Annotated in this window: 20 protein-coding genes; 9 read left to right on the top strand and 11 right to left on the bottom strand. The window is 70.9% G+C overall.

Features of this window, described 5'->3' with window-relative positions; genetic code table 11:
• Positions 1-3: 3 nt before the first annotated feature.
• Positions 4-1,104 carry an NAD(P)-binding domain-containing protein gene (locus WBG06_RS13245; protein WP_336737257.1) on the bottom strand — a complete coding sequence of 367 codons (1,101 nt, stop codon included), beginning with the start codon at positions 1,102-1,104 and terminating at the stop codon, positions 4-6.
• A gap of 161 nt (positions 1,105-1,265) precedes the next feature.
• Between WBG06_RS13245 and WBG06_RS13240 the strand changes: the two genes are divergently transcribed.
• The 5 genes from WBG06_RS13240 (at position 1,266) to WBG06_RS13220 (ending at position 7,963) form a co-directional block, all read left to right on the top strand.
• Positions 1,266-2,606 (top strand): cytochrome P450, encoded by a 1,341-nt coding sequence (locus WBG06_RS13240; RefSeq protein ID WP_336737256.1) that lies wholly within the window; start codon positions 1,266-1,268, stop codon positions 2,604-2,606.
• A gap of 8 nt (positions 2,607-2,614) precedes the next feature.
• Positions 2,615-4,204: a succinic semialdehyde dehydrogenase gene (locus tag WBG06_RS13235; RefSeq protein ID WP_336737255.1), complete on the top strand. Its 1,590-nt coding sequence runs from the start codon at positions 2,615-2,617 to the stop codon at positions 4,202-4,204.
• On the top strand, positions 4,201-5,748 hold the full coding sequence (locus tag WBG06_RS13230) for a class I adenylate-forming enzyme family protein (protein ID WP_336737254.1): 1,548 nt from the start codon (positions 4,201-4,203) through the stop codon (positions 5,746-5,748). The genes WBG06_RS13235 and WBG06_RS13230 overlap by 4 nt, the downstream gene beginning before the upstream one ends.
• Positions 5,745-6,575 carry an SDR family oxidoreductase gene (locus WBG06_RS13225; protein ID WP_336737253.1) on the top strand — a complete coding sequence of 277 codons (831 nt, stop codon included), beginning with the start codon at positions 5,745-5,747 and terminating at the stop codon, positions 6,573-6,575. The genes WBG06_RS13230 and WBG06_RS13225 overlap by 4 nt, the downstream gene beginning before the upstream one ends.
• 77 nt (positions 6,576-6,652) lie before the next feature.
• Positions 6,653-7,963 carry an APC family permease gene (locus tag WBG06_RS13220; protein ID WP_336737252.1) on the top strand — a complete coding sequence of 437 codons (1,311 nt, stop codon included), beginning with the start codon at positions 6,653-6,655 and terminating at the stop codon, positions 7,961-7,963.
• On the opposite strand, the gene pdxR is transcribed toward WBG06_RS13220, so the two are convergent.
• Both pdxR and WBG06_RS13210 read right to left on the bottom strand, forming a co-directional pair.
• The gene (gene pdxR, locus WBG06_RS13215) at positions 7,886-9,277 is read right to left on the bottom strand and encodes a MocR-like pyridoxine biosynthesis transcription factor PdxR (RefSeq protein ID WP_336737251.1); all 1,392 of its coding nucleotides are present in this window, start codon (positions 9,275-9,277) and stop codon (positions 7,886-7,888) included. The genes WBG06_RS13220 and pdxR overlap by 78 nt on opposite strands.
• A 40-nt stretch (positions 9,278-9,317) precedes the next feature.
• Positions 9,318-9,890, bottom strand: coding sequence for a hypothetical protein (locus WBG06_RS13210; RefSeq protein ID WP_336737250.1), 573 nt, complete (start codon positions 9,888-9,890; stop codon positions 9,318-9,320).
• 49 nt (positions 9,891-9,939) lie between these two features.
• On the opposite strand from WBG06_RS13210, the gene WBG06_RS13205 reads away from it, so the two are divergent.
• Both WBG06_RS13205 and WBG06_RS13200 read left to right on the top strand, forming a co-directional pair.
• Entirely contained in the window at positions 9,940-14,622 is a 4,683-nt protein-coding gene (locus WBG06_RS13205) for an Lhr family ATP-dependent helicase (RefSeq protein ID WP_336737249.1), read from the top strand.
• A gap of 4 nt (positions 14,623-14,626) precedes the next feature.
• Complete coding sequence (locus WBG06_RS13200) at positions 14,627-15,379, top strand: DNA-formamidopyrimidine glycosylase family protein (RefSeq protein ID WP_336737248.1); 753 nt, start codon at positions 14,627-14,629, stop codon at positions 15,377-15,379.
• On the opposite strand, the gene WBG06_RS13195 is transcribed toward WBG06_RS13200, so the two are convergent.
• The 6 genes from WBG06_RS13195 to rimO all read right to left on the bottom strand — a co-directional run bounded on the left by WBG06_RS13195 (position 15,376) and on the right by rimO (position 20,790).
• On the bottom strand, positions 15,376-15,603 hold the full coding sequence (locus WBG06_RS13195; protein WP_336737247.1) for a hypothetical protein: 228 nt from the start codon (positions 15,601-15,603) through the stop codon (positions 15,376-15,378). The genes WBG06_RS13200 and WBG06_RS13195 overlap by 4 nt on opposite strands.
• A 117-nt stretch (positions 15,604-15,720) precedes the next feature.
• Complete coding sequence (locus WBG06_RS13190) at positions 15,721-16,008, bottom strand: helix-turn-helix domain-containing protein (protein ID WP_336737246.1); 288 nt, start codon at positions 16,006-16,008, stop codon at positions 15,721-15,723.
• A gap of 60 nt (positions 16,009-16,068) precedes the next feature.
• Entirely contained in the window at positions 16,069-16,554 is a 486-nt protein-coding gene (locus WBG06_RS13185) for a CinA family protein (protein WP_336737245.1), read from the bottom strand.
• Between the two features lie 67 nt (positions 16,555-16,621).
• Positions 16,622-18,589 carry an ExeM/NucH family extracellular endonuclease gene (locus tag WBG06_RS13180; RefSeq protein ID WP_336737243.1) on the bottom strand — a complete coding sequence of 656 codons (1,968 nt, stop codon included), beginning with the start codon at positions 18,587-18,589 and terminating at the stop codon, positions 16,622-16,624.
• A gap of 163 nt (positions 18,590-18,752) precedes the next feature.
• Positions 18,753-19,376 (bottom strand): CDP-diacylglycerol--glycerol-3-phosphate 3-phosphatidyltransferase, encoded by a 624-nt coding sequence (gene pgsA, locus WBG06_RS13175; RefSeq protein WP_336737242.1) that lies wholly within the window; start codon positions 19,374-19,376, stop codon positions 18,753-18,755.
• A gap of 10 nt (positions 19,377-19,386) precedes the next feature.
• A complete protein-coding gene (gene rimO / locus WBG06_RS13170; RefSeq protein ID WP_336738056.1) occupies positions 19,387-20,790 on the bottom strand; it encodes a 30S ribosomal protein S12 methylthiotransferase RimO in 1,404 nt (467 codons plus the stop codon).
• A 116-nt stretch (positions 20,791-20,906) separates the two neighbouring features.
• On the opposite strand from rimO, the gene WBG06_RS13165 reads away from it, so the two are divergent.
• The gene (locus tag WBG06_RS13165; protein WP_336737241.1) at positions 20,907-21,107 is read left to right on the top strand and encodes a hypothetical protein; all 201 of its coding nucleotides are present in this window, start codon (positions 20,907-20,909) and stop codon (positions 21,105-21,107) included.
• Entirely contained in the window at positions 21,100-21,543 is a 444-nt protein-coding gene (locus WBG06_RS13160; RefSeq protein WP_336737240.1) for a type II toxin-antitoxin system VapC family toxin, read from the top strand. The genes WBG06_RS13165 and WBG06_RS13160 overlap by 8 nt, the downstream gene beginning before the upstream one ends.
• A gap of 106 nt (positions 21,544-21,649) precedes the next feature.
• Here the strand turns inward: WBG06_RS13160 and WBG06_RS13155 are convergent, their stop codons facing one another.
• Both WBG06_RS13155 and WBG06_RS13150 read right to left on the bottom strand, forming a co-directional pair.
• Positions 21,650-22,072, bottom strand: coding sequence for a universal stress protein (locus tag WBG06_RS13155; protein ID WP_336737239.1), 423 nt, complete (start codon positions 22,070-22,072; stop codon positions 21,650-21,652).
• Positions 22,069-23,604, bottom strand: coding sequence for a tripartite tricarboxylate transporter permease (locus tag WBG06_RS13150; RefSeq protein WP_336737238.1), 1,536 nt, complete (start codon positions 23,602-23,604; stop codon positions 22,069-22,071). The genes WBG06_RS13155 and WBG06_RS13150 overlap by 4 nt, the downstream gene beginning before the upstream one ends.
• Positions 23,605-23,607 lie beyond the last annotated feature (3 nt).

Genomic DNA, 23,607 nt, shown 5'->3' with positions numbered 1-23,607 from the left:
GGCTCACTGAGTCACGAGCTCGCCGGACGCGGCCAGCTGCCGGCGTACGGCGCGCGCGGCGGCCCGGCCGGCACGATTGGCTCCGATGGTGCTCGCGGAGGGGCCGTAGCCGACGAGCTGGACGCGCGGGTCGTACGCAGCGGTGACCGCTGTCTGCACGTCAGCGGACTCGCGCAGCAGCGGGATCCCGCCGTGCGGGCTGCGCAGATGCAGCGGCGCGAGGTGGGTGACGGCAGGGCGGAACCCGGTGGCCCACAGGATCGCGTCGACCGGCTCGAACTCCCCTGACTCCCAGCGCAGCCCGGTCGGCTCGATCCGGGCGAACATGGGCAGCCGGCGCTCGTAGACCCCGAGCCGCGCGGCCTCCTGCTCCTGCGGGCGCAGCGAGAGGCCGGTGACGCTCACAACGCTCGCCGGCGGCAGGCCGGCCTCGACCCGCTCGGCGACCAGCGTGACGGCCTCGCGGCCGCGTTCGGCGTCGAAGTCGGAGCGCCAGACCGGCTCCCGCCGCGTGACCCAGAGCACCGAGGTCACCGGCGCGAGCTCGCCGAGGAACTGCACCGCCGACGCGCCTCCACCGACGACAGCGACCCGTGAACCCCGGAAGTGCTCGGCGCCAGGGTAGTCGTGGGTGTGCACCTGCTCCCCCAGGAACGTCGAGGCGCCCGGGTAGTGCGGGACGAACGGCCGCGTCCAGGTGCCGGTCGCGTTGACGAGGGTGCGGGTGAACCACGTACGCCCGTCGGCAGAGTGCACCGCGAGCAGGTCCCCGGCCGACGTCACCGAGGTGACCTTCACCGGGCGCTCCACCGGAAGGTCGTGCATCGACTCGTAGAGCCCGAACCAGCTCGGCACCGCGACGTTGGCCTGTTCACCGGACTCCCCCGGTGCCCGTCCGTCCGGCAGGTCGGCGACACCGTGCACGTCGTGCATGGTCAGCGAGTCCCAGCGATGCTGCCAGGCGCCACCGGGGCGCCGCTCGGCGTCGAGCACGACGTGGCGTACGCCCAGCCGGCTGAGGTGGTAGGACGCCGACAACCCGGCCTGACCAGCACCGATCACCACTGACTCGTAGCTCTCCACGCCCATCTCAACAACGGACACGGCGCATCCATGCCCGACCGCCCACGGGTGAGATCGCGGTGGCAGGTCATCTCGACAAGCTCGACCACCGGAGCGCGCGAACGGCTGCGGGAACACGTTCTACCTGACTAACCTCGGACACGTCACTCGGGACCGGGAGGTCAGACGATGGATCAGGCACCATGACAGCGACCGAGACACTTCGCGAGATCCCACGACTCGCCCCCGGCGACCGCGGCCTGCCCTGGGTCGGCCGGCTGCTGGACTACTCCCGGGACCCGGTCGGCTTCTATCGACACCAGTGGGAGACGTACGGTCCGGTCTCGCCGTTCTTCCGCGCCGGCGAGACCGCGGTGGTCGCGCTCGGGCCGGACGCCTGCGAGGCGGTGCTGCGCAACAAGGACAAGGCGTACGCCAACGGGCCGGCGTGGGGTCAGATCGTCGGTCCCTTCTTCGACCGCGGCCTGATGCTGCTCGACTTCGAGGAGCACCACGCCCACCGCCGGATCCTGCAGGAGGCCTTCACCCGCGACCGGCTCGCCACCTACACCGCCGCGATGCATCCGGCGATCGCCCAGGGCATGCGCGGTTGGGCCAACGCGCCGGCGTTCCAGGCCTACCCGAGGCTCAAGCAGCTGACCCTCGACATCGCCGCGGACATCTTCATGGGCGGCGCGGCCGAGACCAGCCGGGCCGAGATGGACCGGGTCAACCGGGCGTTCATCGCCTGCGTGCAGGCGGCCGCGGGCGTCGTACGTGCCGATGTTCCGTTCACCCGCTGGGGCCGCGCGTTCCGCGGCCGGAAGGTGCTGGAGGGCTTCCTGCGCCACTATCTGCCGGCCAAGCGAGCACAGCAGACCGACGACATCTTCTCGGTGCTATGCCACATCGAGACCGACGACGGCGAGCGGTTCAGCGACGAGGACGTCGTCAACCACATGATCTTCCTGATGATGGCCGCGCACGACACCTCGACCATCACCACCTCGACGATGCTGCAGTATCTCGGCCAGCATCCGCAGTGGCAGCAACGCTGCCGCGAGGAGTCCCTCGCGCTCGGCCCCGCGCCGACGATGCCCGAACTCGAGAGCCTCACCAGCCTCGACCTGGTCATGAAGGAGGCGCTGCGACTGCGCGCTCCGGTGCCGGCGCTGATCCGGCGTACGGTCAAGGAGACCCGTCTCCTCGGCGTCAGGATCCCAGAGGACACGGGCGTGATGGTCGGGGTCCAGTTCAGCCACATGATGGAAGAACTCTGGACCAACCCGTCTGTCTTCGACCCCGAGCGGTTCGCGCCGCACCGGCGGGAGGACAAGAGCCATCGGATGGCCTGGGAGCCCTTCGGCGGCGGGGTGCACAAGTGCATCGGCCTCTACTTCGCCGGCCTGGAGGTCAAGTCGATCCTGCACCGGCTCCTGCGCGACTACCGGTGGAGCGTCTCCCCCGGCTACCGCGCACCGCTCGACAACAGCTCGCTGCCGTTCCCGAAGGACGGCAACCCCATCCAACTGACCCGGATCTGAGGAGACCGATGACCACGAAGACAACGGAGGCCGCGAGCGTACGTCCCGGATGGGTCGACGACGCGCGGCTCGCCTCCTGGACCCGCTGGGTGTCAGCCCCGGTCTCGGGCGGCGACGGCACGTTGACCGCGACCGCACCATACGACGCCCTGCCGACGGCCCCGGTGCCGTCGGTCACCGCAGCGGACGTCGCCGAGGCGGCGGCCACGGCACGAGCCGCACAGCCCGACTGGGCCACGCTCGAGTTCCGGGACCGTGCCGAGGTCATGCTCCGCTTCCACGACCTGCTGGTCGAGCGCCAGGACGAGGTGCTCGACCTGATCCAGTGGGAGATGGGCAAGGCCCGTTTCCACGCCTGGCAGGAGATCCTGCAGGTCGGCACCATCGCTCGCCACTACGCCCGCCGCGGCCCGGCCTACCTGGCCGACCAACGGGTCCGCGGCGCCATCCCCGGCGTCACCTCGGTGAAGGAGGTGCGGGTCCCGAAGAAGGTCGTCGGGATCATCTCGCCGTGGAACTACCCGCTCTACCTCGGGGTCGGTGACGCCATCCCGGCCCTGCTGGCCGGCGCGGCTGTGATCAGCAAGGCCGACCCGCAGGCGCCGTTGACGCTGCTGTGGGCGCGGGCGCTGATGGCCGAGGCCGGGCTGCCCGAGCACGTCTGGCAGGTCGTCACCGGTCCGGGAGCGGCCACCGGCGAGGCGGTCATCGACAACGTCGACTACATCGCCTTCACCGGCTCGACGGCGACGGGAAGGATCGTGGCCCAGCGGGCCGCGGGCCGGCTGATCGGCGCCTCCCTGGAGCTCGGTGGAAAGAACCCGCTCATCGTCCGCCGCGACGCCGACCTCGCCCAGGCCGCCCGCGGCACGGTGATCGCGGCGTTCGCCAACACCGGCCAGATGTGCGTCCACATCGAGCGTGTGGTGGTGCACACCGACGTCTACGACGCCTTCCGGCAGGCGCTGGTCGCGGAGACCGAGGGCCAGGTGGTCGGTCAGGTCTTCGACTACTCGGTCGACGTCGGCTCGCTGGCCTCGCAGGCGCAGCTCGACAAGGTCACCGCGCACGTCACCGACGCGGTGATGAAGGGGGCGACCGTGCTCGCCGGCGGCGAGCCGCTCCCCGAGGTGGGGCCCTATGCGTTCGCCCCGACGGTGCTGGAAGGAGTCACCGACGAGATGGACCTGTGCCTAGGTGAGACCTTCGGCCCGGTCGTGGCGCTCTACCGCGCCGACTCCGACGAGGAGGCGGTCCGCATCGCCAACCAGGGCGAGGCCGGGCTCTCGGCCAGCGTGTTCAGCAAGAACGTACGCGAGGCCGACATGATCGCCCGCCGCATCCGTGCCGGCGCGGTCAACATCAACGACGGCGCCGCGCTGGCGGCAGGAAGCATCGAGGCAGGGATGGGCGGCATGGGATCGAGCGGGCTCGGACGCCGCCACGGCGCGGACGGGATCCGGAAGTTCACCGACGCCCAGACCGTCGCGGCCTCCCGGATGGGCCCGATCGGGCCGTTCAAGGGGCAGACGATCGAGAAGTTCGTCGCGCTCGGCAACGGACAGCTCAAGGCGCTGCGGAAGCTGGGGGCACGATGAGCGGACAGTTGGCAGGGCCCGGCGCCCACAACCTGGCGGTGCTGGCCGAGGAGTCCTATGCCCGGCTCGGCGATCACCCCGCGATCTTCTTCGAAGGCACCTGGCACTCGTCGGGTGAGATCGCCGAGCGGTCCGCCCGGGTCGCCGGCGGTCTGCGCGAGCTCGGGATCGAGCCGGGTGACCGGGTGGTGGTGCTCACCATGAACACGCCGGAGGTGTTCGTCAGCTACCGAGCCCTGTGGCGCGTCGGTGCCGTCGTGACTCCGGTGATCTTCCTGCAGACCCCGCCCGAGCTGCGCCACATCCTGGAGGACTCCGGGGCCAGGGCCGCGATCGTCACGCCCGAGCTGCTGCCGTTGGTGCGGGCCGCCTCGGAGGGTCTCGAGCTCACCGTCATCGTCGCCGGAGACGTCGGCGAGGAGCCGGGGGTGGTGGCGTACGAGAGTCTGGAGGGCGCCGCCCCGATCGACATCGCTCCACGCGGCGACGGCGACCTCGCTGCACTGCTCTACACCGGTGGCACCACCGGCCGGGCCAAGGGCGTGATGCTCAGCCACCGCGGGCTGTGGGAGTCCGGTCACGCGCTCCACCGGGTCGGAGAGAGCCAGGGCACCACACGGTGGCTGTTGCCGCTGCCGCTCTCCCATGCGTACGGCCTGATCGTGGTCATCAGCGGCCTGCACTCCTCGCGCCCGCAGAGCTCGGTGCTGCAGCGGTGGTTCGACGCCAAGGGATGGCTCGAGCTCGCCCAGGAGCACCGGGTGGAGGCGAGCACGGTGGTGCCCTCGATGCTGCAGATGCTGCTCGACCAGCCCTACCAGGACTACGACCTGAGCTCGCTGCGCTCCTTCGGCAGCGGTGGCGCGCCGCTGCTGCCGGCGCTGCGGGAGAAGGCCGAGGAGGCCTTCGGGGTGACGATCCTGGAGGGATACGGCTGCACCGAGTCGAGCGCGGTGATCGCCGCCTCGACGCTGGAGGAGTCGCGACCGGGCAGCGTCGGCAAGCCGCTGTCCCACGCCGAGGTGATCATCGCCGGCCCCGACGGTTCACCGGTGCCGACGGGCGAGGAGGGCGAGATCTGGGTGCGTGGTCCCGGGGTGATGCAGGGCTACTGGAACGATCCCGAGCAGACCGCGAGCACCGTCGTCGACGGCTGGCTGCACACCGGCGACATCGGCCACTTCGACGCCGACGGCTACCTCTACGTCGACGACCGGATCAAGGACCTGATCATCCGCGGCGGGTTCAACATCTTCCCGCGCGACGTCGAGGACGCGCTGCTCGCCCACGAGGCGGTGACGGCCGCGGCGGTGGTCGGCCGCCCCGACACCCAGCGAGGCGAGGAGGTCGTCGCGGTCGTCGCCCTCCATCCCGGCGTGCGCACCACTCCCGAGGAGCTGATCGCCTTCGCCAAGACACGGCTCGCACCGCACAAATATCCGCGCGAGGTGCGGATCCTCGACGCCGTGCCCGTCACCAGCGTCGGGAAGACCGACAGAAAAGCCGTACGCAGCCTGGTCCGCAGCAGCGAAGGAGAGTCATGAGCCGTCCCATCGAGGGAATGTCCGTCATCGTCACCGGTGGCGCCCGCGGCATCGGCCGCGCCACCGTCGAGCGCCTGGCTCGTGCCGGGGCCTCCGTCGCCGTGGGCGACCTCGACCCCGACCTGCTCGCCGACGTCGTGGACTCGTCCGGGTCACGGGTCAAGGCGGCACGCCTGGACGTCACCGACCCGGCCTCCTGGCGGACGTTTCTCGACGCCGTCGCCGACCTGGGCCCCTGGGACGTGCTGGTCAACAACGCCGGGATCATGCCGCTCGGCCCGGCCCTGAAGGAGGACGACGCGCTCACCCGGGCGATCTTCGAGGTCAACGTGCACGGCCCGATCAACGGGATCAAGGCCGTCGCACCGGCCATGGTCGACCGCGGGCAGGGCCACATCGTCAACGTCGCCTCGGCCGTCGGCCGGGTGCCGGTGCCCGACGCGGCGACCTACTCGGCCTCGAAGTTCGCCGTGGTCGGCTTCTCCGAGGCGCTGCGGATGGAGCTGGCACCCTCCGGGGTCGACGTCTCGCTCATCCTCCCGGCGGTCGTGCAGACCGAGCTCTCCGACGGCGTGCCGCCCGCCAAGGGGATGAAGCCGGTCACCGCCGAGGACGTCGCGGAGGCGATCGAGTCGGTCATCCGCGAGCCGCGGCCTGAGGTCTGGGTGCCTGGCTGGGCCCAGTCGCTGACCAAGATCACCCAGGCGATGCCTCGCCGGTTCCAGGACTTCGTCGACCGAGCCACCAACGCCTCGCAGCTGCTCGCCGGCGTCGACCCGGCGGCACGGGCGGCGTATGAGGAGCGGGTGCGACGCAACGTACGCTGATCGGCTCGGATTGGCCCAGGAGACGGACGCCGGATTGGCCGGGCGCAGCGGGCGCTGCGCTCACTAGCGTCGCTGTCGTGAACAACGACGGACTCTCCGTGCCCCAGGGCGCGGCTCTCACCCTCGGTGCAGTGCTCGGCACCGGTGTCATCTCCCTGCCCGCCCTGGCGGCGAGCGAGGCCGGGCCGGCCTCGCTCGTGGCCTGGCTGGCGCTGATCGTGCTCTCGGTGCCGCTGGCGGCCACGTTCGCTGCGCTCGGCGCGCGGCATCCGGACGGCGGCGGGGTGGCGACCTACGCTCGGCTCGCGTTCAACTCGCACGTCGCCACGATGGTCGGCTGGGCGTTCTACCTGACCATCGGTGTGGGGGCGCCGGTCGCTGCCGGGTTCGGTGGCGCGTACGTCGCCGACGCGTTCGGTGGCGGCCAGGGCATGAACCTGGCGGCGACCGCGGCGATCATCGTGCTGGTCACCGTCATGAACTGGTTCGGGATCAAGGTGTCCGGAGGTGTGCAGCTGGCCATCGCCGGGTCGATCGCGGTGCTGCTCGCGGTCGCGGTCCTGGTGGCGCTGCCGCACGCCGAGCTGGGCCGCCTGACGCCGTTCGCGCCGTACGGGTGGGGCTCCGTCGGCACCGCCGCGGCGATGCTGGTGTGGGCGTTCGCGGGCTGGGAGATCCTGTCGTCGCTCTCGGCCGAGTATCGCGACCCGACGCGCGACATCCGCCGGGCGACCGTCATCGCGCTGGTCGTGGTGACCGTGCTCTACCTCGGGATCGCGTTCGTGACGGTGGCCTCGCTCGGGTCGACGTCCGGGGCCGCACCGTTGGCGGATCTGCTCGTCCTGGGCTTCGGAGAACCCGCGCGGCCGGTCACCGCCGTCGTCGCGGTGCTGCTGACCATCGGAGCGATCAACGCCTACTTCGCAGGCGGGTCGCGGCTGGGGGCGTCGCTGGCCCGTGAGGGCGGGCTGCCGCGGTTCCTGGCCGCTCCGGCGTCCGCGATCCCGCGGCGCTCGCTGCTCACGATCTGCGCGGTCGCGCTGGGCACCCTCGCGGTGACCTGGGTCGTCGGTGCCTCCACCGATGCTGCTCTGCTGATGGCCTCGGGCACGTTCGCGCTGCTCTACGTGGTCGGGGCGGCGGCCGCGCTGCGGCTGCTGCCGCGCGGTGGGCGCTCGTGGTGGGCAGCGGTCTGCTCACTGGTCGCGGCACTGATCCTGCTGGGTCTCACCGGTGCCCACCTGCTCGGCCCGGTGCTCTGTGGCGGGGCCGGTCTGGCGTGGTCGCTGGCCACGTCACGCCGAGACCGGTCAGGCCCAGCCCGCAAGAGCGGCCAAGATCTGGAGCCCGCGGGGCAGGCTCTCTGTCCGGACGGCTCCGTAGCCTAGGAACAGCCCGTCGTGGCCGGGCAGCAAGCGGTGAGCGGCGATCGTGTCCAGCGCCAGCCCCTCGGCGGCGGCGCGTTCGGGCAGGTCGCCTGGGAGCTCCGCGTAGGCGGAGAGGTGCAGCCCGGCAGCCGACGGGAGCACCTCGACCGGCCAGGTCGCAAGGGTCTCGAGGAGGAGAGATCGACGCTCGGCGTACGTCTTGGACGCCTTGCGTACGTGGCGGGCGAGCAGGCCCTCCTCCAAGAAGCGGGCCAGCGCGGCCTGGGACTGGACGGGGCCGAAGGCGTCGGTGAGCTGCTTGGCGGCGACCAGGCTGTCGACCAAGGAGTCCGGCGCGACCAGGTAGCCGGTGCGCAGGCTCGGCAGCAGCGACTTGGAGAAGGTGCCGACGTAGATCACCCGGCCCTGGTCGTCGAGGGCGTGCAGCGGTTCGAGGGGCCGTTCGGTGAACCGGAACTCGCTGTCGTAGTCGTCCTCGACGATGCCCGCACCGTGGGTGTCGGCGAACGCGAGCAGGGCTCGGCGACGTGGGAGGGAGAGGCGTACGCCGAGCGGGAACTGGTGGCTCGGGGTCGTGTAGACGAGCCTCGTCTGCTCCGGGAGGCGGTCGACGACCAGCCCGTCCTCGTCGACCGGGACCGGCACGACGCGGGCCCCGTGGGAGGCGAAGAGGTCGCGCGCGGACGGGTAGCCCGGGTCCTCCACCGCGACGATGTCGCCCGGCTCCAGGAGCACCCGGGCGATGAGGTCGAGCGCCTGCTGGGTGCCGTTGGTGACCACGATCTGGCCCGGGTCGGCCCGCACCCCGCGGTGGTAGGCCACCGTGTGCGCCAGCGCCTCGCGCAGCCTCGGCAGACCGGCGGGCCCGGCATAGGTCCCGGGATGGTGACCCCGCAGTCGCGACTCGGCGGTCAGGATCCGTCGCCAGGTGTCGAACGGGAAGAGCTCGGCGTCGGGGATCCCCACCCGCAGGTCGTACGCCGGGGCCGCGGCCTCTCCGCTCGTCGGCCGGGGAGCCCACCGCCAGCCGGGGCGCGGGCTCAGGGCTCCTGGGGCCTTGTCCCGGTGACGTCGGGTGGTCTCGGCGACGTACGTCCCCGCGCCCACGCGCGACTCCAGGAAACCCTCCGCCACCAGACGCTCGTAGACGGTGGCGACCGTGTTGCGCGAGATGCCGAGGTCCTTGGCCAGCGCCCGGCTCGCGGGAAGACGGTCGCCCGCCTTCAGCCTGCCGTCACCGAGCGCGTCGCGCAGAGCCTGGTAGAGCGATGCTGATCTGACCGATCGGTCCGTCAGGTCGAGCGCGAGGTCCACAGCGGGATTGGACCACATCCCGGTCGGCGGTGGGGGATGTTCAGCTCGGCAGCCCCAGCCTCGCGATGATCTTCTCGGCCACCTCGGCTGCGGACAGATCGGTGTTGTCGATGACGAAGTGCGGGAAGTCGAGCGGGAACGGCACCTCGGGACCTGTCGAGAGCTCCCAGCGCTCGTTCGCGCTGATGACGTCCCTGCGTGCCCATTCGCCGTCGCGCTTGGACGGCTTCGCAGCCAGCCGTTCGGGCGTGCCCTCGCGGGCGAGCCGGATCGCCACGTCGGCGTACAGCTCGACGAAGTCGATCCGCGCGCCCGCCTCGACCGCGGGCGCGATCATCCGCTCGACCTCCGCGGTGTCCGCAGGAACGTCCAGCGCCCAGGCGTAGGTCAGGATCAACCCCGGAAGGTCGTACGCCACCGCCTCCTCGATCACGCGCCTGCGGAACTCCCTCTTCAGGATGGTGAACGGCTGGGTCCCCCAGTCGAAGACCTCCAGCAGCGGCTCGATCGTGGCGTGGTTGTGCAGCAGGCGGTAGGTCGTCCGGGACGCGATCTCCCGGCCGACGCTCATCTTGCCGACCGCCTGCGGGCCGAAGAGGACGATGAGGTGCATGACGTCAGTGTGACCGCTGAGTGTCGGTGGTCGCGACTAGGTTTGTCCCATGAGCGGCAGCACGGATTCGGCGTTGGCGCAGTTCAGCGACCCGACACGTACGTGGTTCCAGGCTGCCTTCGCTGCGCCGACCGCGGCACAGGCGGGAGCCTGGGAGGCGATCGGGGCGGGGCGCAACGCGCTGGTCGTGGCGCCCACCGGGTCGGGGAAGACGCTCAGCGCGTTCCTGTGGTCGATCGACAAGCTGCTGACCGAGCCGGTGCCGGAGAAGAAGGAGCGTTGCCGGGTCCTCTACATCTCCCCGCTCAAGGCGCTCGGCGTCGACGTCGAGCGCAACCTGCGCAGTCCGCTGGTGGGGATCCGTCAGACCGCCGAGCGGTTGGGCGTCGAGGCGCCCGAGGTGCGGGTGGGGGTGCGCTCGGGTGACACCACCGCGGCGGACCGGCGACGCCTGACGACCGCTCCCCCGGACATCCTGATCACCACACCCGAGTCGCTGTTCCTGATGCTGACCAGCCAGGCGCGCGAGACGCTGCGCAGCGTCGAGACGGTGATCGTCGACGAGGTGCATGCGGTGGCGGCGACCAAGCGCGGCTCCCACCTGGCGCTGACGCTGGAGCGCCTCGATGCTCTGCTGAAGAAGCCGGCCCAGCGGATCGGGCTCTCCGCGACCGTGCGGCCGCTGGAGGAGGTGGCGCGCTATCTCGGCGGCGCGCAGCCCGTCGAGATCGTCGCGCCCCCTGCCGAGAAGCGGTGGGACCTGAGCGTCGTCGTGCCGGTCGAGGACATGACCGCGCCGAGCCCCTACAGCGAGGAGGAGGACGACGATCCCCAGCGAGCCTCCTCGATCTGGCCGCACGTCGAGGAGCATGTCGCCGACCTGGTCACCGCTCACCGTTCCACCATCGTCTTCGCCAACTCCCGCCGGATCGCGGAGCGACTGACCGCGCGGCTCAACGAGATCGCCTCTGACCGCGTCTTCCAGACGGGGCCGCCGCCTGCACAGGTGATGGCGCAGTCGGGGCAGTCGCACGGCGCGGCCCCGGTGATCGCCAAGGCCCACCACGGCTCGGTGTCCAAGGAGCAGCGCGCGCTCATCGAGGACGACCTCAAGTCCGGTCGCCTGCCCGCGGTGGTCGCGACCTCGAGCCTCGAGCTCGGCATCGACATGGGTGCGGTCGACCTCGTGGTCCAGATCGAGTCACCGCCGAGCGTCGCCTCCGCGCTCCAGCGCGTCGGGCGGGCCGGCCACCAGGTCGGCGAGGTCTCTCGCGGGGTGCTCTTCCCGAAGCATCGCGGCGACCTAGCCCAGACCGCGGTCTCGGTGCAACGGATGCGCGCCGGGCTGATCGAGTCGATGAGCCTGCCGGCCAACCCGCTCGACGTGCTCGCCCAGCAGATCGTCGCCGCCACCGCACTGGACACCTGGGACGTCGACGAGCTGTTCACGATGGTCAGGCGGACCGCGTCCTACGCCACACTCCCCCGCTCCGCCTACGACGCCACCCTCGATCTGCTCGCCGGGCGCTATCCGAGCGAGGAGTTCGCCGAGCTGCGCCCGCGCATCGTGTGGGACCGGGTCGCCGGGACCGTCACCGGGCGGCCGGGCGCGCAGCGGCTCGCCGTCACCAGCGGTGGCACGATTCCCGACCGTGGCCTCTTCGGCGTCTATCTGGTCGGGGAAGGTGTGGGGAGACGCGTCGGCGAGCTCGATGAGGAGATGGTCTACGAGTCGCGGGTCGGCGACGTGTTCGCACTGGGCGCGACGTCCTGGCGGATCGAGGACATCACCCACGACCGGGTGCTGGTGACCCCGGCTCCGGGGATCCCGGGCAGGTTGCCGTTCTGGAAGGGCGACTCGCTGGGCCGTCCCGCCGAGCTCGGCGAGGCCGTCGGTGCCTACGCCCGCGAGCTCGCCGCGCTGCCCCGGGCGAAGGCCGAGGCGCGGGCGCAGGAAGACGGCCTGGACACCTACGCCGCCGCCAACCTGGTCACCTACCTGCACGAGCAGACCGAGGCCACCAACGTCATCCCCTCCGACAGCACCATCGTCGTCGAGCGGTTCCGCGACGAGCTCGGCGACTGGCGGCTGGTCGTCCACTCCCCCTACGGCCGCCCCGTCCATGCCCCATGGGCCTTGGCGATCAATGCCCGGATCCGCGAGCGCTACGGCGTCGACGGGCAGGCGATCGACAGCGACGACGGCATCGTGATCCGGCTCCCCGACACCGATGCCGAAGCGCCGACCGGCGAGCTGATCGTCTTCGAGCCCGACGAGATCGAGGACCTGGTCACCACCGAGGTCGGTGGCTCGGCCCTCTTCGCCAGCCGCTTCCGCGAGTGCGCGGCGCGAGCGCTGCTCCTCCCCCGTCGCGACCCGGGCCGGCGCTCGCCGCTGTGGCAGCAGCGCCAGCGCTCCGCCGCCCTGCTCGAGGTCGCCTCGCACTACCCGAGCTTCCCGATCATCCTCGAGGCCGTCCGCGAGTGTCTCCGCGACGTCTACGACCTCCCCTCCCTCGTCGGCCTCCTCCAGCGCATCGACCGGCGCGAGATCTCCATCGTCGATGTCGCCACCCCGACCCCGTCGCCCTACGCCCAGTCGCTCCTGTTCGGCTACGTCGCCCAGTTCCTCTACGAGGGCGACTCCCCGCTGGCCGAACGCCGCGCCGCCGCACTCACCCTCGACCAGGGCCTTCTTGCCGAGCTCCTCGGCCGCGCCGAGCTCCGCGAGCTGCTCGACCCCGAGGTGCTGGCCGAGGTGGAGTCCGAGCTGCAGCGCCTCGCCCCCGGCCGACGCGCCCGTGGCGCCGAGGGCATCACCGACCTCATCCGCACCATCGGCCCCCTCACCCTCGACGAGGTCACGTCACGCACCACCCCTGCCGAGGCGTCACGTACGTCGGCCGAGGCGTCAGCCCCATCGGCCGAGACGTCACCTACGGACGTCTCGGCCAGCGCCAGTGACGTTTCGACCGACGCCAGCGACCTCTCGGCCGACGCCAGCGACGCCTCGGCCGACCGGGGTGACGTCTCGGCGATGTTGGAAACGCTGGCGACGGCGCGGCGGGTGGTCGAGGTTCGGGTCGCGGGAGAAGCTCGGTGGGCGGTGGTCGAGGACGTGGCCAGGCTCAGGGACGGGCTGGGCGTGGCGGTTCCGCCGGGCGTACCGTCGGCGTTCACCGAGCCCGTCGAGGACCCGGTCGGCGATCTGGTCTCGCGGTATGCCCGGTCGCACGGGCCGTTCACAGCCGCCGATGTGGCTGCCAGGCTGGGGCTGGGTGAGGCGGTCGTGCGGCACGCCCTGGCCCGGCTCTCGGCACGCGGGCGGGTGCTCGACGGCGAGTTCCGGCCGGGCGGAAGCGGGCTGGAGTGGTGTGACGCCGACGTGCTCCGGATGCTGCGCCGGCGCTCCCTGGCCCGGCTGCGCAAGGAGGTCGAGCCCGTCGAGCCGGCGGCGCTGGGCAGGTTCCTTCCGGCGTGGCAGAAGGCGTCCGTACGCAAGGGCGCGCTGCGCGGGGTCGACGGGGTGCTGAGCGTGGTCGACCAGCTCGCCGGCTGCCCGGTGCCGGCCAGTGCGCTGGAGAGCCTGATCCTCCCGGCACGAGTGGTCGACTACGAGCCGGCATACCTCGACGAGCTCACCGCCGGCGGCGAGGTGCTCTGGGCCGGCCACGGCACCCTGCCGGGCACCGACGGCTGGGTCTCGCTGCACCCGGCCGACACCGCCGAGCTGACCCTGCCACCGCCCACCGAGATGCCGCCGGGTCCGCTGGCCGAACGGCTCCTCGAAGCCCTGGAGCCCGGTGGCGCCTGGTTCTTCCACCAGCTCGCCCGGACCGTGGCGGCCGGCGACGAGAAGACGCCGAGCGACGCCGACCTGAGCGCAGCGCTGTGGGAGCTGGTCTGGTCGGGCCGGGTCAGCAACGACACGCTGCTGCCGCTGCGGGCGCTGACCCGATCCGGCACTCCTTCGCACCGCTCGAGACGCCCACCGCCGCGTGCCCGGGGCGGCCGCTACACCGGAGGCGCGCGGATGCCGGCCCGGGCCAGCCTCCCGGAGGCGGCCGGGCGGTGGACGATCCTGCCCGAGCCCGACCCGGATCCGACCAAGCGCGCCCACGCGGCCGCCGAGCGACTGCTGGAGCGTCACGGCGTGGTCACCCGCGGCGCGGTGCAGTCCGAGCGCACGCCCGGAGGATTCGCCGCCGTCTACAAGGTGCTCAGCGCCTTCGAGGAGTCCGGAAGGGCCAGGCGGGGCTACTTCGTCGAGGGCCTGGGTGCCGCCCAGTTCGGCACCGCGGGCTCGGTCGACCGGCTGCGTACGTTCTCCCGGGTCGCCCCCTCCGACAAGCCCGTCGCGCTCGCGCTCGCCGCGACCGACCCCGCCAATCCCTACGGCGCGGCGCTTCCCTGGCCGGTCTCGGAGGAGGGCCACCGGCCAGGACGCAAGGCGGGCGCCATCGTGGTGCTGGTCGACGGCGAGCTGGCACTGTACGTCGAGCGCGGCGGCCGCACACTGCTGACCTGGTCCGAGGACCCCAACCTCCTCGAGCCGGCCGCCGAAGCCCTCGCCGATGCCGTCCGTCGTGGCGCGCTGGGACGGCTGACGGTCGAGAAGGCCGACGGCGCCCCGTTGCTCGGCTCGGGAGAGACCCCGCTGCGGCAGGCGCTCCAGTACGCCGGCTTCATCGCCACCCCGCGCGGCCTGCGCCTGACCTCACCGGGCAGGTGAGGACGTGCCCGAGGGTGACGCGGTCCTCCGCACCGCCAGGCGACTCGACAAGGGACTGTCGGGGCAGGTGCTCACGCGTACGGACTTCCGGGTCCCGCAGCTGGCCACCGTCGACCTGTCCGGCGGCACGGTCCGCGAGACCGTCTCCCGCGGCAAGCACCTGCTGACCCGGATCGACCATCCCACGGGCGAGTGGACGCTGCACACCCACCTGAAGATGGAGGGGTCCTGGCGGATCCTCGAAGCCGGCCGGCGCTGGCCGAAGCCCGGCTTCCAGGCGCGGGTGGTGCTCCGCACCGAGCAGACCGAGGCGGTCGGCTTCCTGCTCGGCATCGTCGAGCTCGTCCGTCGTGATGAGGAGGAGCGGCTGCTCGCCCATATCGGCCCGGACATCCTCGCCGACGACTGGGATCCTGATGCGGCCCTCGAGCGTCTCACCCGCGAGCCCGATCGACTCCTCTTCGAGGCGCTGCGCGACCAGACGAACCTCGCCGGCATCGGCACGATCTACGCCGCGGAGACCTGCTTCATCGCCGGGATCAGCCCGCTGCGTACGGTCGCGGAGGCCGGCGACAAGCTCCCCCGGATGCTCCAGCGCACCCGCGACCTGATGAAGGCCGACTGGTCACGCTCCCGGCAGATGTGGGTCTACGGCCGCCGCACGTGCCGGCGCTGCGGCGGCGCGGTCACGCTGACCAAGGTCGGCCCCCTCGGCAAGGAGCGCCCGGCCTACCACTGCCCCAGGTGTCAGTCCTAGGACGGAAAGCCGTGCAGCAGCTGCATCCGGATCCGCGCGATCCGCACGCGCGTGTCACGCATGTGCCGGACGACGTGGACGCGCTCGCTGGGGGCGACCGAGGAGAACTCGTCGCGGAGGATGTTCAGGGTCTCCTCCAGCCCGAAGAGCTCGGCCTCGAGCAGGGCGGGATCTCGTCGCGACGCCGGGACCGCCATGTCTGGAAGCTCGTTCTCGACAGCCATGTGCATGACACCATCTCCCCATGAAACCGGGGCCCGTCGTGGGCCCACATCATGCAAGGAGACGGAAACGTCCGTCTTGAGACACCTGGGAAAGAATCTCCCCGAGATTGGGGAGGATCAGGCGGCGGCGACGTCGGCCGTGGCGCGGACCGGCATCCGGAGGATGGTCGCCTCCTCGAGGGCGACCGCGTCGGACACGTCGCGAAGCACGTCGGAGAGCGCCACGTCGAGGGCGCTGCAGAGCGAGGCGAGAAGCTCGGAGGAGGCCTCCTTCTGGCCACGCTCGACCTCGGAGATGTAACCGAGACTCACGCGTGCCTCGGCGGAGACCTCGCGCAGGGTCATCCCGCGCTCGAGCCGCTGGGCACGAAGCACCTCGCCGAGCAGTCGACGGAAGAGCACCATTGCGGTCAGCCTCCTACAGTTCACAAGTCACCGACATCTGGGTGACGTCCTTGTCCAACGCTACCTGACCGTTCGATGTTCCCGCCGAAGTAGTCGGAGTAGTTCATCGACAGCGAACAAACACGTATCACGCTGGATCTCCATGCGCGAGCCCGACAGCCCGAGCAGCGCCGTTGTTTCGCCGTGCGGACCGGAAACGCCCAGATACACCGTCCCGACGGGCTTTCCCTCCTGCTCCTCGGGCCCGGCCACACCCGTGGTCGCGAGCCCGTACGTCGATCCCGACCGCTCCCTCGCACCGGCGGCCATCGCCGCGGCGCACTCCGCGGAGACCACCCCCACGGTCTCGATCACCGAGACGGGGACGCCCAGCAGGAGGTGCTTCAGCTCCGTCGCGTACGTCACGAAACCCCCGCGGAACGTCTTCGACGCCCCCGGAGGGTCGGTGAGCATCGCGGCCAGACGTCCGGCGGTCAGGGACTCGGCCGTCGCCAGCGTGGCGTCCGCGTCCCGCAGGGCAGCGTGGAGTTCTTCGACATTTCCCATGTAAGGAACGTAGCGGACGAACCCGCCACCGAGTCGGCTCGTCGTGACGAGCCGACTCGGCGCGGTCTCAGCGACCGGCGTTGCGCTTCAGCCCGACGACGACCGGGTCGTGGTCGGAGGAGCGGAACGGCGAGTCGGTGTGCAGGTCGGCGCCGGTGTAGTTGTAGCGGCTGTATTCGAGGAGCAGCGACTCCCCCGAGTTGATCTTCCAGATGTCCGAGCCGGTGAATCGGCGCTGGGCGTGCTGGTTGAGCAGTACGTGGTCGAGCGAGCCGGACAGGCCGGAGAAGGAGTAGCTGTACTCCTCGTTGCCGCTCAACGTCTCGGAGTCGGCGTAGCCGGCCTCGTAGAGGACCTGCATCGGGTCCTCCTGGGTGTAGGCGTTGAAGTCACCGGCCAGTGCCACGTCGGCAACCCCGGTCTGGGACCGGATCGAGGAGACCCACGAGACCAGCGCGGTCGCCTGCCGGACCCGCGACTCGTTCGAGGCGCCCTGGCCGTCGCCGGTGTCACCGTCGCCCGGCCACGGACCGGGCGAGCCCTTCGACTTGAAGTGGTTGACCACGAAGAAGAACGGGGCGCCGCCGTCGACGGGCTTGAAGATCTGGCCGATCGGCTCACGGGCGTTGCCGAAGGCCTCGTCGTCGCCGCTCTGGTCGCCCAGCGCGCGGGCCTCGCCGAGGCGGCGTACGGCTGAGCGCTTGTAGATGATCGCGTTGGTGATCACGTCAGAGCCGGCGGCGTCGGGCAGCTCTGCCGAGGACGGGTTGGCGGTCCAGACCTCGCGGCCGGCGGCCGCGTTGAGCGCGGCGACCAGCGAGCGGGTCGCCTCGTCGGGCGTCTCGCCCAAGCGCGCCGAGTTCTCGATCTCCATCAGCCCGACGACGTCGGCGTCGAGCGCGTTGATCGCGGAGACGATCTTCGACTGCTGGCGAGCGAAGTCGGCCGGGTCCCAGGCACCACGCTGGTCGCAGCCGCCGCTGACGTTGTTGCCGTCGCCGGACCGGTCCTTGTAGGCGGTGCAGCCACCGTCCCCGATGTTGTCGTCGTTCGCGTCGCCCAGCGTGGTGAAGTAGTTGAGGACGTTGAAGGAGGCGATCTTCACGTCGGCGTGGCCGATCTTGGCCGCGTCGGGTGCGGAGCTGCGTACGTCGCCGAAGTCTGCCGGCCACGACGCGGGGTCGGCGGTGGCGACGCGGGTGGGCTGGAGCCGGTAGGTCGGCGCCGAGGGCGAACCGCCCTCGGAGAGGATCACCGGGCCGCGGAAGTCGACGGACGCACCGACCACGACGGGCGAGGTGTTGGAGACGTAGGGGATCGTGCGACTCGTCGGCGGACGCAGCGTGGTCGAGGAGCCGTCGTCGAGCACGATCCCGCGAGCGGCGTTGTCGGCCTCGACCGCCGCGGCCTCGTCGGACCCGGGCCGGGCCACCTCGGTCGGCTGGATCAGCGGGCGGTCACCGTGGGCGAGGCCGAGCTCGCCGAAGTTCTCGACACCATAGGTGTTGCTCACCGTGACCTCGCCCTGCGGCGCGAAGAGCATGCCCTCCAGGGACTCCTTCTGCGCGTCGGTCGCCGGCCACTGCGAGACGACCGGCTCGATCGACCCGGTGCCGTCGGTGACGATCCCGGAAGCGGTCGGCACCGACACCTCGGTCAGTCCGGCGTACTCGGTCACCTCACCGGTCACCGTCACCGCGTCTCCTGGCTCGACCGTGACCGGGCCAGCCGACCGGGGCTGGTAGACGAAGACCGCGTCGGAGGCGTCGTGGGACGCGAGGTCGAGCGCTCCGCCGGTGCCGGGCGTCTGGAGGTAGAACCCGAAGAAGCCGCCCGACGGGTAGGCCGCGGTGACGATGCCGCTGGTGGTGACCGTCTGGCCGTCGTACGGGCTGGTGGTGCCGGTGCCCTGGATGTCGGCGATGGCGACGGGCTCGGTGGTGGCCTGGGCGGACGGGATGGCGACCGCGCCGAGGCCGGCGACGGCCGCGGTCAGGCCGACCGCTGAACCGAGCACCTGACGTGCTGAGAACATGGATGACTCCCCGCGTGGAAGGTTGATGAGGTTGGGCGGTCTGCCCGAATCAGCACCGACCGAAACCACGTGACCATAACGCGAGGTGCGCCCTCGTGGCGGGGAACTTCGATGAACGTCCGGTAACGGAGTTTCAACTACCCGCAACTCTGGATGAGCGCGGTCAGGAGCGGAACGAGGCGCGCTGCTTCCACACGCCGTGGAAGAACTGCGCACCCGACCACATCGTCAGCGCGACCGCGACCGCGAGACAGGCCTGGAAGGCGTAGAAGAGCAGCTCGAGGGCGAGGGCGTCGCCGAATGCGCCGCCGTGCGCCGAGCCGTGCGGGAGCGGCAGCAGCAGGCCGCCGAGCGCGACCGCCTGCACGGTGGTCTTGATCTTGCCGAGCTGGTCGGCCGCGATCACGATCTTCTTCAGCACCGAGAGCCGCAGCAGCGTGACGCTCCACTCGCGCAGCAGCACGATGATGGTGACCCACCACCAGATGTCGCCGACGATCGAGAGGCCGATGAACGCCATCCCGGTGACCGCCTTGTCGGCGATCGGGTCGGCGATCTTGCCGAAGTCGGTGATCAGGTTGTGCTTGCGGGCCAGGTCACCGTCGATCTTGTCGGTGATCATCGCCAGCGCGAAGATCGCGAACGCGACCCAGCGCAGGGTCGGGTTGTCGCCGCCGTCGGCGAGCAGCGCCCACGCGAAGAACGGCACCGCGAGGATCCGCAGCGTGGTCAGCGCGTTGGGTACGTTCCAGTTGCTGGTCTTCTCGGCCGCCGTCGTCTCGTCCACGAGCCGCACCCTAGCCGTTCACCGTCGCGACGAGGTCAACGCCTTCGGAGGCGGTGACGGTGGCGGTCACGAGATCACCCGGACGTACGCCCTCGACATCACCCTCGAGCGAGGTCATCCCGTCGACCTCGGGCCCCTGGTGGGCGGCCCGGCCGAGAATCTCCCCGTCGGCGACCTCCTCGACGAGGACGACGACCTGCTCCCCGATCCGCTCCTCGGCGCGCTGGGCCGTGAGCTCCTCGACGAGCTCGTTGACGTGCTCGACCCGGGCGCGGATCTCGTCCTCGTCCAGCTTGAGGGAGTCGTCGAAACCGGCGGCCTCGGTGCCCTCCTCGTCGGAGTAGCCGAAGACCCCGGTGACGTCCATGCGCGCCGCGACCAGGAAGTCGGTGAGGATCTCGAGGTCCTCCTCGGTCTCGCCGGGGAAACCGACGATGACGTTGGAGCGTACGCCGGCGGTCGGCGCGTAGCCACGGATCTGCTCGAGCAGCCCGAGGAAGCTCTCCGGGTCACCGAACCGCTTCATCCGCCGCAGGACCGCGTTGGAGGCGTGCTGGAAGCTCAGGTCGAAGTAGGGCGTCACACCGGGCGTGGTGGCGATGACCTTGAGCAGGTCAGGCCGGGTCTCGGCGGGCTGCAGGTAGGAGACGCGGACGCGCTCGATGCCGTCGATGCCGGCCAGCTCCGGCAGGAGCGTCTCGAGCAGCCGGATGTCGCCGAGGTCCTTGCCGTAGGAGGTGGAGTTCTCCGAGACCAGGAAGAGCTCCTTGACGCCCTGTTCCGCGAGCCACTGGCCCTCGTGGAGCACGTCGCTCGGCCGACGCGACACGAACGAGCCGCGGAACTGCGGGATCGCGCAGAAGGTGCAGCGCCGGTCGCAGCCCGAGGCGAGCTTCAGCGGCGCCCAAGGGGCGTCGTCGAGCCGCGTACGTCCGGCGAAACCAGGCACCTGGTCGACCGCAGCCATGCCGGGGACCGAGATGGCGGAGGCGTCGCGCTCGACCGGGGAGATCGGGAGTAGCAGGCGCCGGTCCTGGGGGGTGTGGGGGTGGTGGGTCTCGCCCGCCAGGATCGCCCGGAGCTTGGCGGCGATGTCGGGGTAGTCGTCGAAGCCGAGCACCGCGTCGGCCTCCGGCAGCTCGGCGGCCAGGTCCTTGCCGTAGCGCTCGGCCATGCAGCCGACCGCGACGACAGCCTGCGCGCGGCCGTTCTCCTTGAGGTCGGCGGCCTCGAGCAGCGTGTCGACCGAGTCCTTCTTCGCCTGCTCGACGAAGCCGCAGGTGTTGACCACCACGGTGTCGGCCTCGTCCGGGTCGGCGACCAGCCGGAAGCCGCCGGCCGTCAGCCGACCGGCGAGCTCCTCGGAGTCCACCTCGTTGCGGGTGCACCCGAGGGTGACCATGGCGACCGACACCAGCGGCTGGTCGGTCGGGGCGGTCTCGGCGGAGGGTTCGGTGGCAGTGCTCATCACCGTGAAGTATGACGGGCGCACGCCCTACACACCGAACCGTCGCGCCGTACACTGTCGTCATGAGCGCGATGCGTGAGGAACTGCACCAACTGGTGGACCAGTTGCCCGAAGAGCAACTGGCCCCGGTTCTGCAGTTGATTCGCCGCGACGAGCGCAGAATTCGGGCGGTGGCGACGCTCAGGTCAGTTCAGGAACGGATGACTGGCGTGACTGGTGTCGATGAGGAGCTTGACGCCCTGCGTGATGGCGGACGTGGCTGACGCCTATGTCGTCGACACCGGCGTCTTCGTGCGCTGGTTTGTCGACCAGGATGGCTTCGAACATGCGCGGGAGCTCCACGATGACCTCATCACCGAGCGGACTTCTGTGACGACGATCGATTTTGCGAGAATCGAGGTCGCCGGCGTCCTTCGGAAGAAGGGCCTCTTGACCAAGCTGCTCACCACCGACGAGTTCGCCGCAGCGGTTCGTGTGATCGACGACATCGGCGTGACGGTGCAGGAGACGACCCCCGATCGTTTGGAGCGCGCGGCTCGACTCGCATCGACGAAGATGCTGAGGATGTACGACGCGCTCTTCGTCGCGCTGGCCGTCGAGCTCGATCTTCCTCTGCTGACCAGCGATGCGAAGCTTCAACGGGCTGCGGATGACATCATCCAGATCGATGTCCTGCGTGGAGTGACTCCGCCAGCCTGATCGGCTGCCGAGCCGTCCGCCCCCGGTGCCATGTTCACCGGCACCGGGGGCCGTCGGTTCACCTCTGCTCCTCACGTCGAAGTCGCCGCGGCGACCCGAAGTCGGATCAGTCGGGCACCGAGCCCGGCTTCACGGAGAGGACCGGGCAGGAGGCGCCGAGCAGGATCCGTTGCGCGACGCTGCCCATCAGCAGCTTGCCGACCGGCGTACGCCGCCGCAGACCGACCACGATCAGCCGGGCGTCGAGCTGCTCGGCGGCGTCGAGGACGGCGCCGGCGACGTCCGGGTCGATGGACTGCCGGATCTCGTGGGGTCGGCCGGACTCGGTGAGCCGGCGCTCGAGCTCGGCGACCTGGTCCTCCAGGGCGTAGCGGTCGTCGACCAGGGCGTCGCCCCGGGAGGCGTTCACGACCACGACACCCCGGTCACGACGCTCGGCGTCGGCGAGCGCCCAGTCCAGCGCGACCGCGCCGAAGACGTCGGGCGCCCACGCTACGACCACCCATCCACCTGCGGGAGTATCACTCATGACTGTGCCAGCTCCTTCTCGTCCTCGAGCTCGTCGGGGTCGGCCGACTGCTCGGCCCGTGCCCGGAGCCGGGCGATGAACGGCCGGCCCAGGATGAACAGTGCGATCAGGACGTAGATGACCACTGCGAGCGGCTCGCTGAGCAGCGCCGTGTAGTCACCGCCCGAGATGGTCAGCGCCTCGCGCAGCTTCGTCTCCATGAGCGGCCCCAGGATGACGCCGAGGATCAGCGGTAGCACCGGAAGACCGAAGCGGCGCATCATCAGCCCGAGCAGACCGAACGCGACCAGCAGCCCGATGTCGAAGGGGTCCATGTTGGTGGCGTACGCCCCGAGGCAGGCGAAGAACAGGATGCCCGCGTAGAGCTGCGGTCGCGGGATCCGCAGCAGACGCGCCCACAGCGGCGCCAGCGGCAGGTTGAGCACCAGCAGCAGGGTGTTGCCGATCAGCAGGCTGGCCAGCAGCGTCCACACCAGGTCGGCGTGATCGGTCATCAGCTGCGGTCCGGGCGTGATGCCGTAGCCCTGGAGCGCCGAGAGCATCACCGCCGCGGTGGCGGTCACCGGCAGACCGAGGGCGAGCATCGGCACGAACATCCCGGCGGCCGAGGCGTTGTTGGCCGCCTCGGGACCGGCGACACCCTCGATGGCACCGCGGCCGAAGTCGTCGCGCTTGGAGAGCTTCCGCTCGGTCAGGTAGGAGAGGAAGGTCGGGATCTCGGCGCCACCGGCCGGCAGCGCGCCGAACGGGAACCCGAACGCGGTGCCGCGCAGCCACGGCTTCCAGGAGCGGCCCCAGTCGTCGCGCGAGAGCCAGGGACGGCCGACCGGGATCACGTGCGCCGGCTTCCGCCGCAGGTGCGCGGCCACCCAGAGTGCCTCGCCGAGGGCGAAGATGCCGACCGCGACCACGACGATGTCGAGCCGGTCGACGAGCTGGGTCACCCCGAAGGTGAGGCGCGGCTGACCGGTGTTGAGGTCGAGTCCGACCAGACCGATCGACAGGCCGAGGAACAGCGCGGCGAACCCGCGCAGGGCCGAGGTGCCGAGCACGGTCGTGGTCATGACCAGGGCCAGCACCATCAGCGCGAAGTACGAGGGCGCGCCCAGCTCGACGGCCACATCGGCCAGCGCCGGGGAGAAGAAGGCCACCAGGATCGTGCCGATGGTGCCGGCGATGAACGAGCCGACCGCGGCGGTCGCCAGCGCCTGCGCGCCACGTCCCGCCCGGGCCATCCGGTTGCCCTCCAGTGCCGTCATCACCGAGGCGGACTCCCCCGGTGTGTTCAGCAGGATCGAGGTGGTGGAGCCGCCGTACATGCCGCCGTAGTAGAGGCCGGCGAACATGATGAAGGCGCTGGTCGGCTCGAGCCGGTACGTCACGGGCAGCAGCAGCGCGATGGCCATCGCCGGCCCGATGCCGGGCAGCACGCCGACGAAGGTGCCCAGCAGCACGCCGAGGGCGGCGTAGAGCAGGTTCATCGGGGTCAGGGCGGACTCGAGGCCGCCCATGAGCAGTTGGAAGTTGTCCATCAG

This window comes from Nocardioides sp. CCNWLW239 (assembly GCF_037137035.1).
GTDB lineage: Bacteria > Actinomycetota > Actinomycetes > Propionibacteriales > Nocardioidaceae > Nocardioides.
This window is presented reverse-complemented; position numbering and strand designations above follow the sequence as displayed.

Excerpts from the sequence above, each read along its gene's own strand:
- WBG06_RS13195 (WP_336737247.1), bottom strand. The coding sequence starts at position 15,603 with ATGGCTGTCGAGAACGAGCTTCCAGACATGGCGGTCCCGGCGTCGCGA.
- WBG06_RS13240 (WP_336737256.1), top strand. The coding sequence starts at position 1,266 with ATGACAGCGACCGAGACACTTCGCGAGATCCCACGACTCGCCCCCGGC.
- WBG06_RS13205 (WP_336737249.1), top strand. The coding sequence starts at position 9,940 with ATGAGCGGCAGCACGGATTCGGCGTTGGCGCAGTTCAGCGACCCGACA.
- WBG06_RS13230 (WP_336737254.1), top strand. The coding sequence starts at position 4,201 with ATGAGCGGACAGTTGGCAGGGCCCGGCGCCCACAACCTGGCGGTGCTG.
- WBG06_RS13165 (WP_336737241.1), top strand. The coding sequence starts at position 20,907 with ATGAGCGCGATGCGTGAGGAACTGCACCAACTGGTGGACCAGTTGCCC.
- WBG06_RS13180 (WP_336737243.1), bottom strand. The coding sequence starts at position 18,589 with ATGTTCTCAGCACGTCAGGTGCTCGGTTCAGCGGTCGGCCTGACCGCG.
- WBG06_RS13185 (WP_336737245.1), bottom strand. The coding sequence starts at position 16,554 with ATGGGAAATGTCGAAGAACTCCACGCTGCCCTGCGGGACGCGGACGCC.
- WBG06_RS13235 (WP_336737255.1), top strand. The coding sequence starts at position 2,615 with ATGACCACGAAGACAACGGAGGCCGCGAGCGTACGTCCCGGATGGGTC.
- WBG06_RS13210 (WP_336737250.1), bottom strand. The coding sequence starts at position 9,890 with ATGCACCTCATCGTCCTCTTCGGCCCGCAGGCGGTCGGCAAGATGAGC.
- WBG06_RS13150 (WP_336737238.1), bottom strand. The coding sequence starts at position 23,604 with ATGGACAACTTCCAACTGCTCATGGGCGGCCTCGAGTCCGCCCTGACC.
- WBG06_RS13190 (WP_336737246.1), bottom strand. The coding sequence starts at position 16,008 with ATGGTGCTCTTCCGTCGACTGCTCGGCGAGGTGCTTCGTGCCCAGCGG.
- WBG06_RS13225 (WP_336737253.1), top strand. The coding sequence starts at position 5,745 with ATGAGCCGTCCCATCGAGGGAATGTCCGTCATCGTCACCGGTGGCGCC.
- WBG06_RS13155 (WP_336737239.1), bottom strand. The coding sequence starts at position 22,072 with ATGAGTGATACTCCCGCAGGTGGATGGGTGGTCGTAGCGTGGGCGCCC.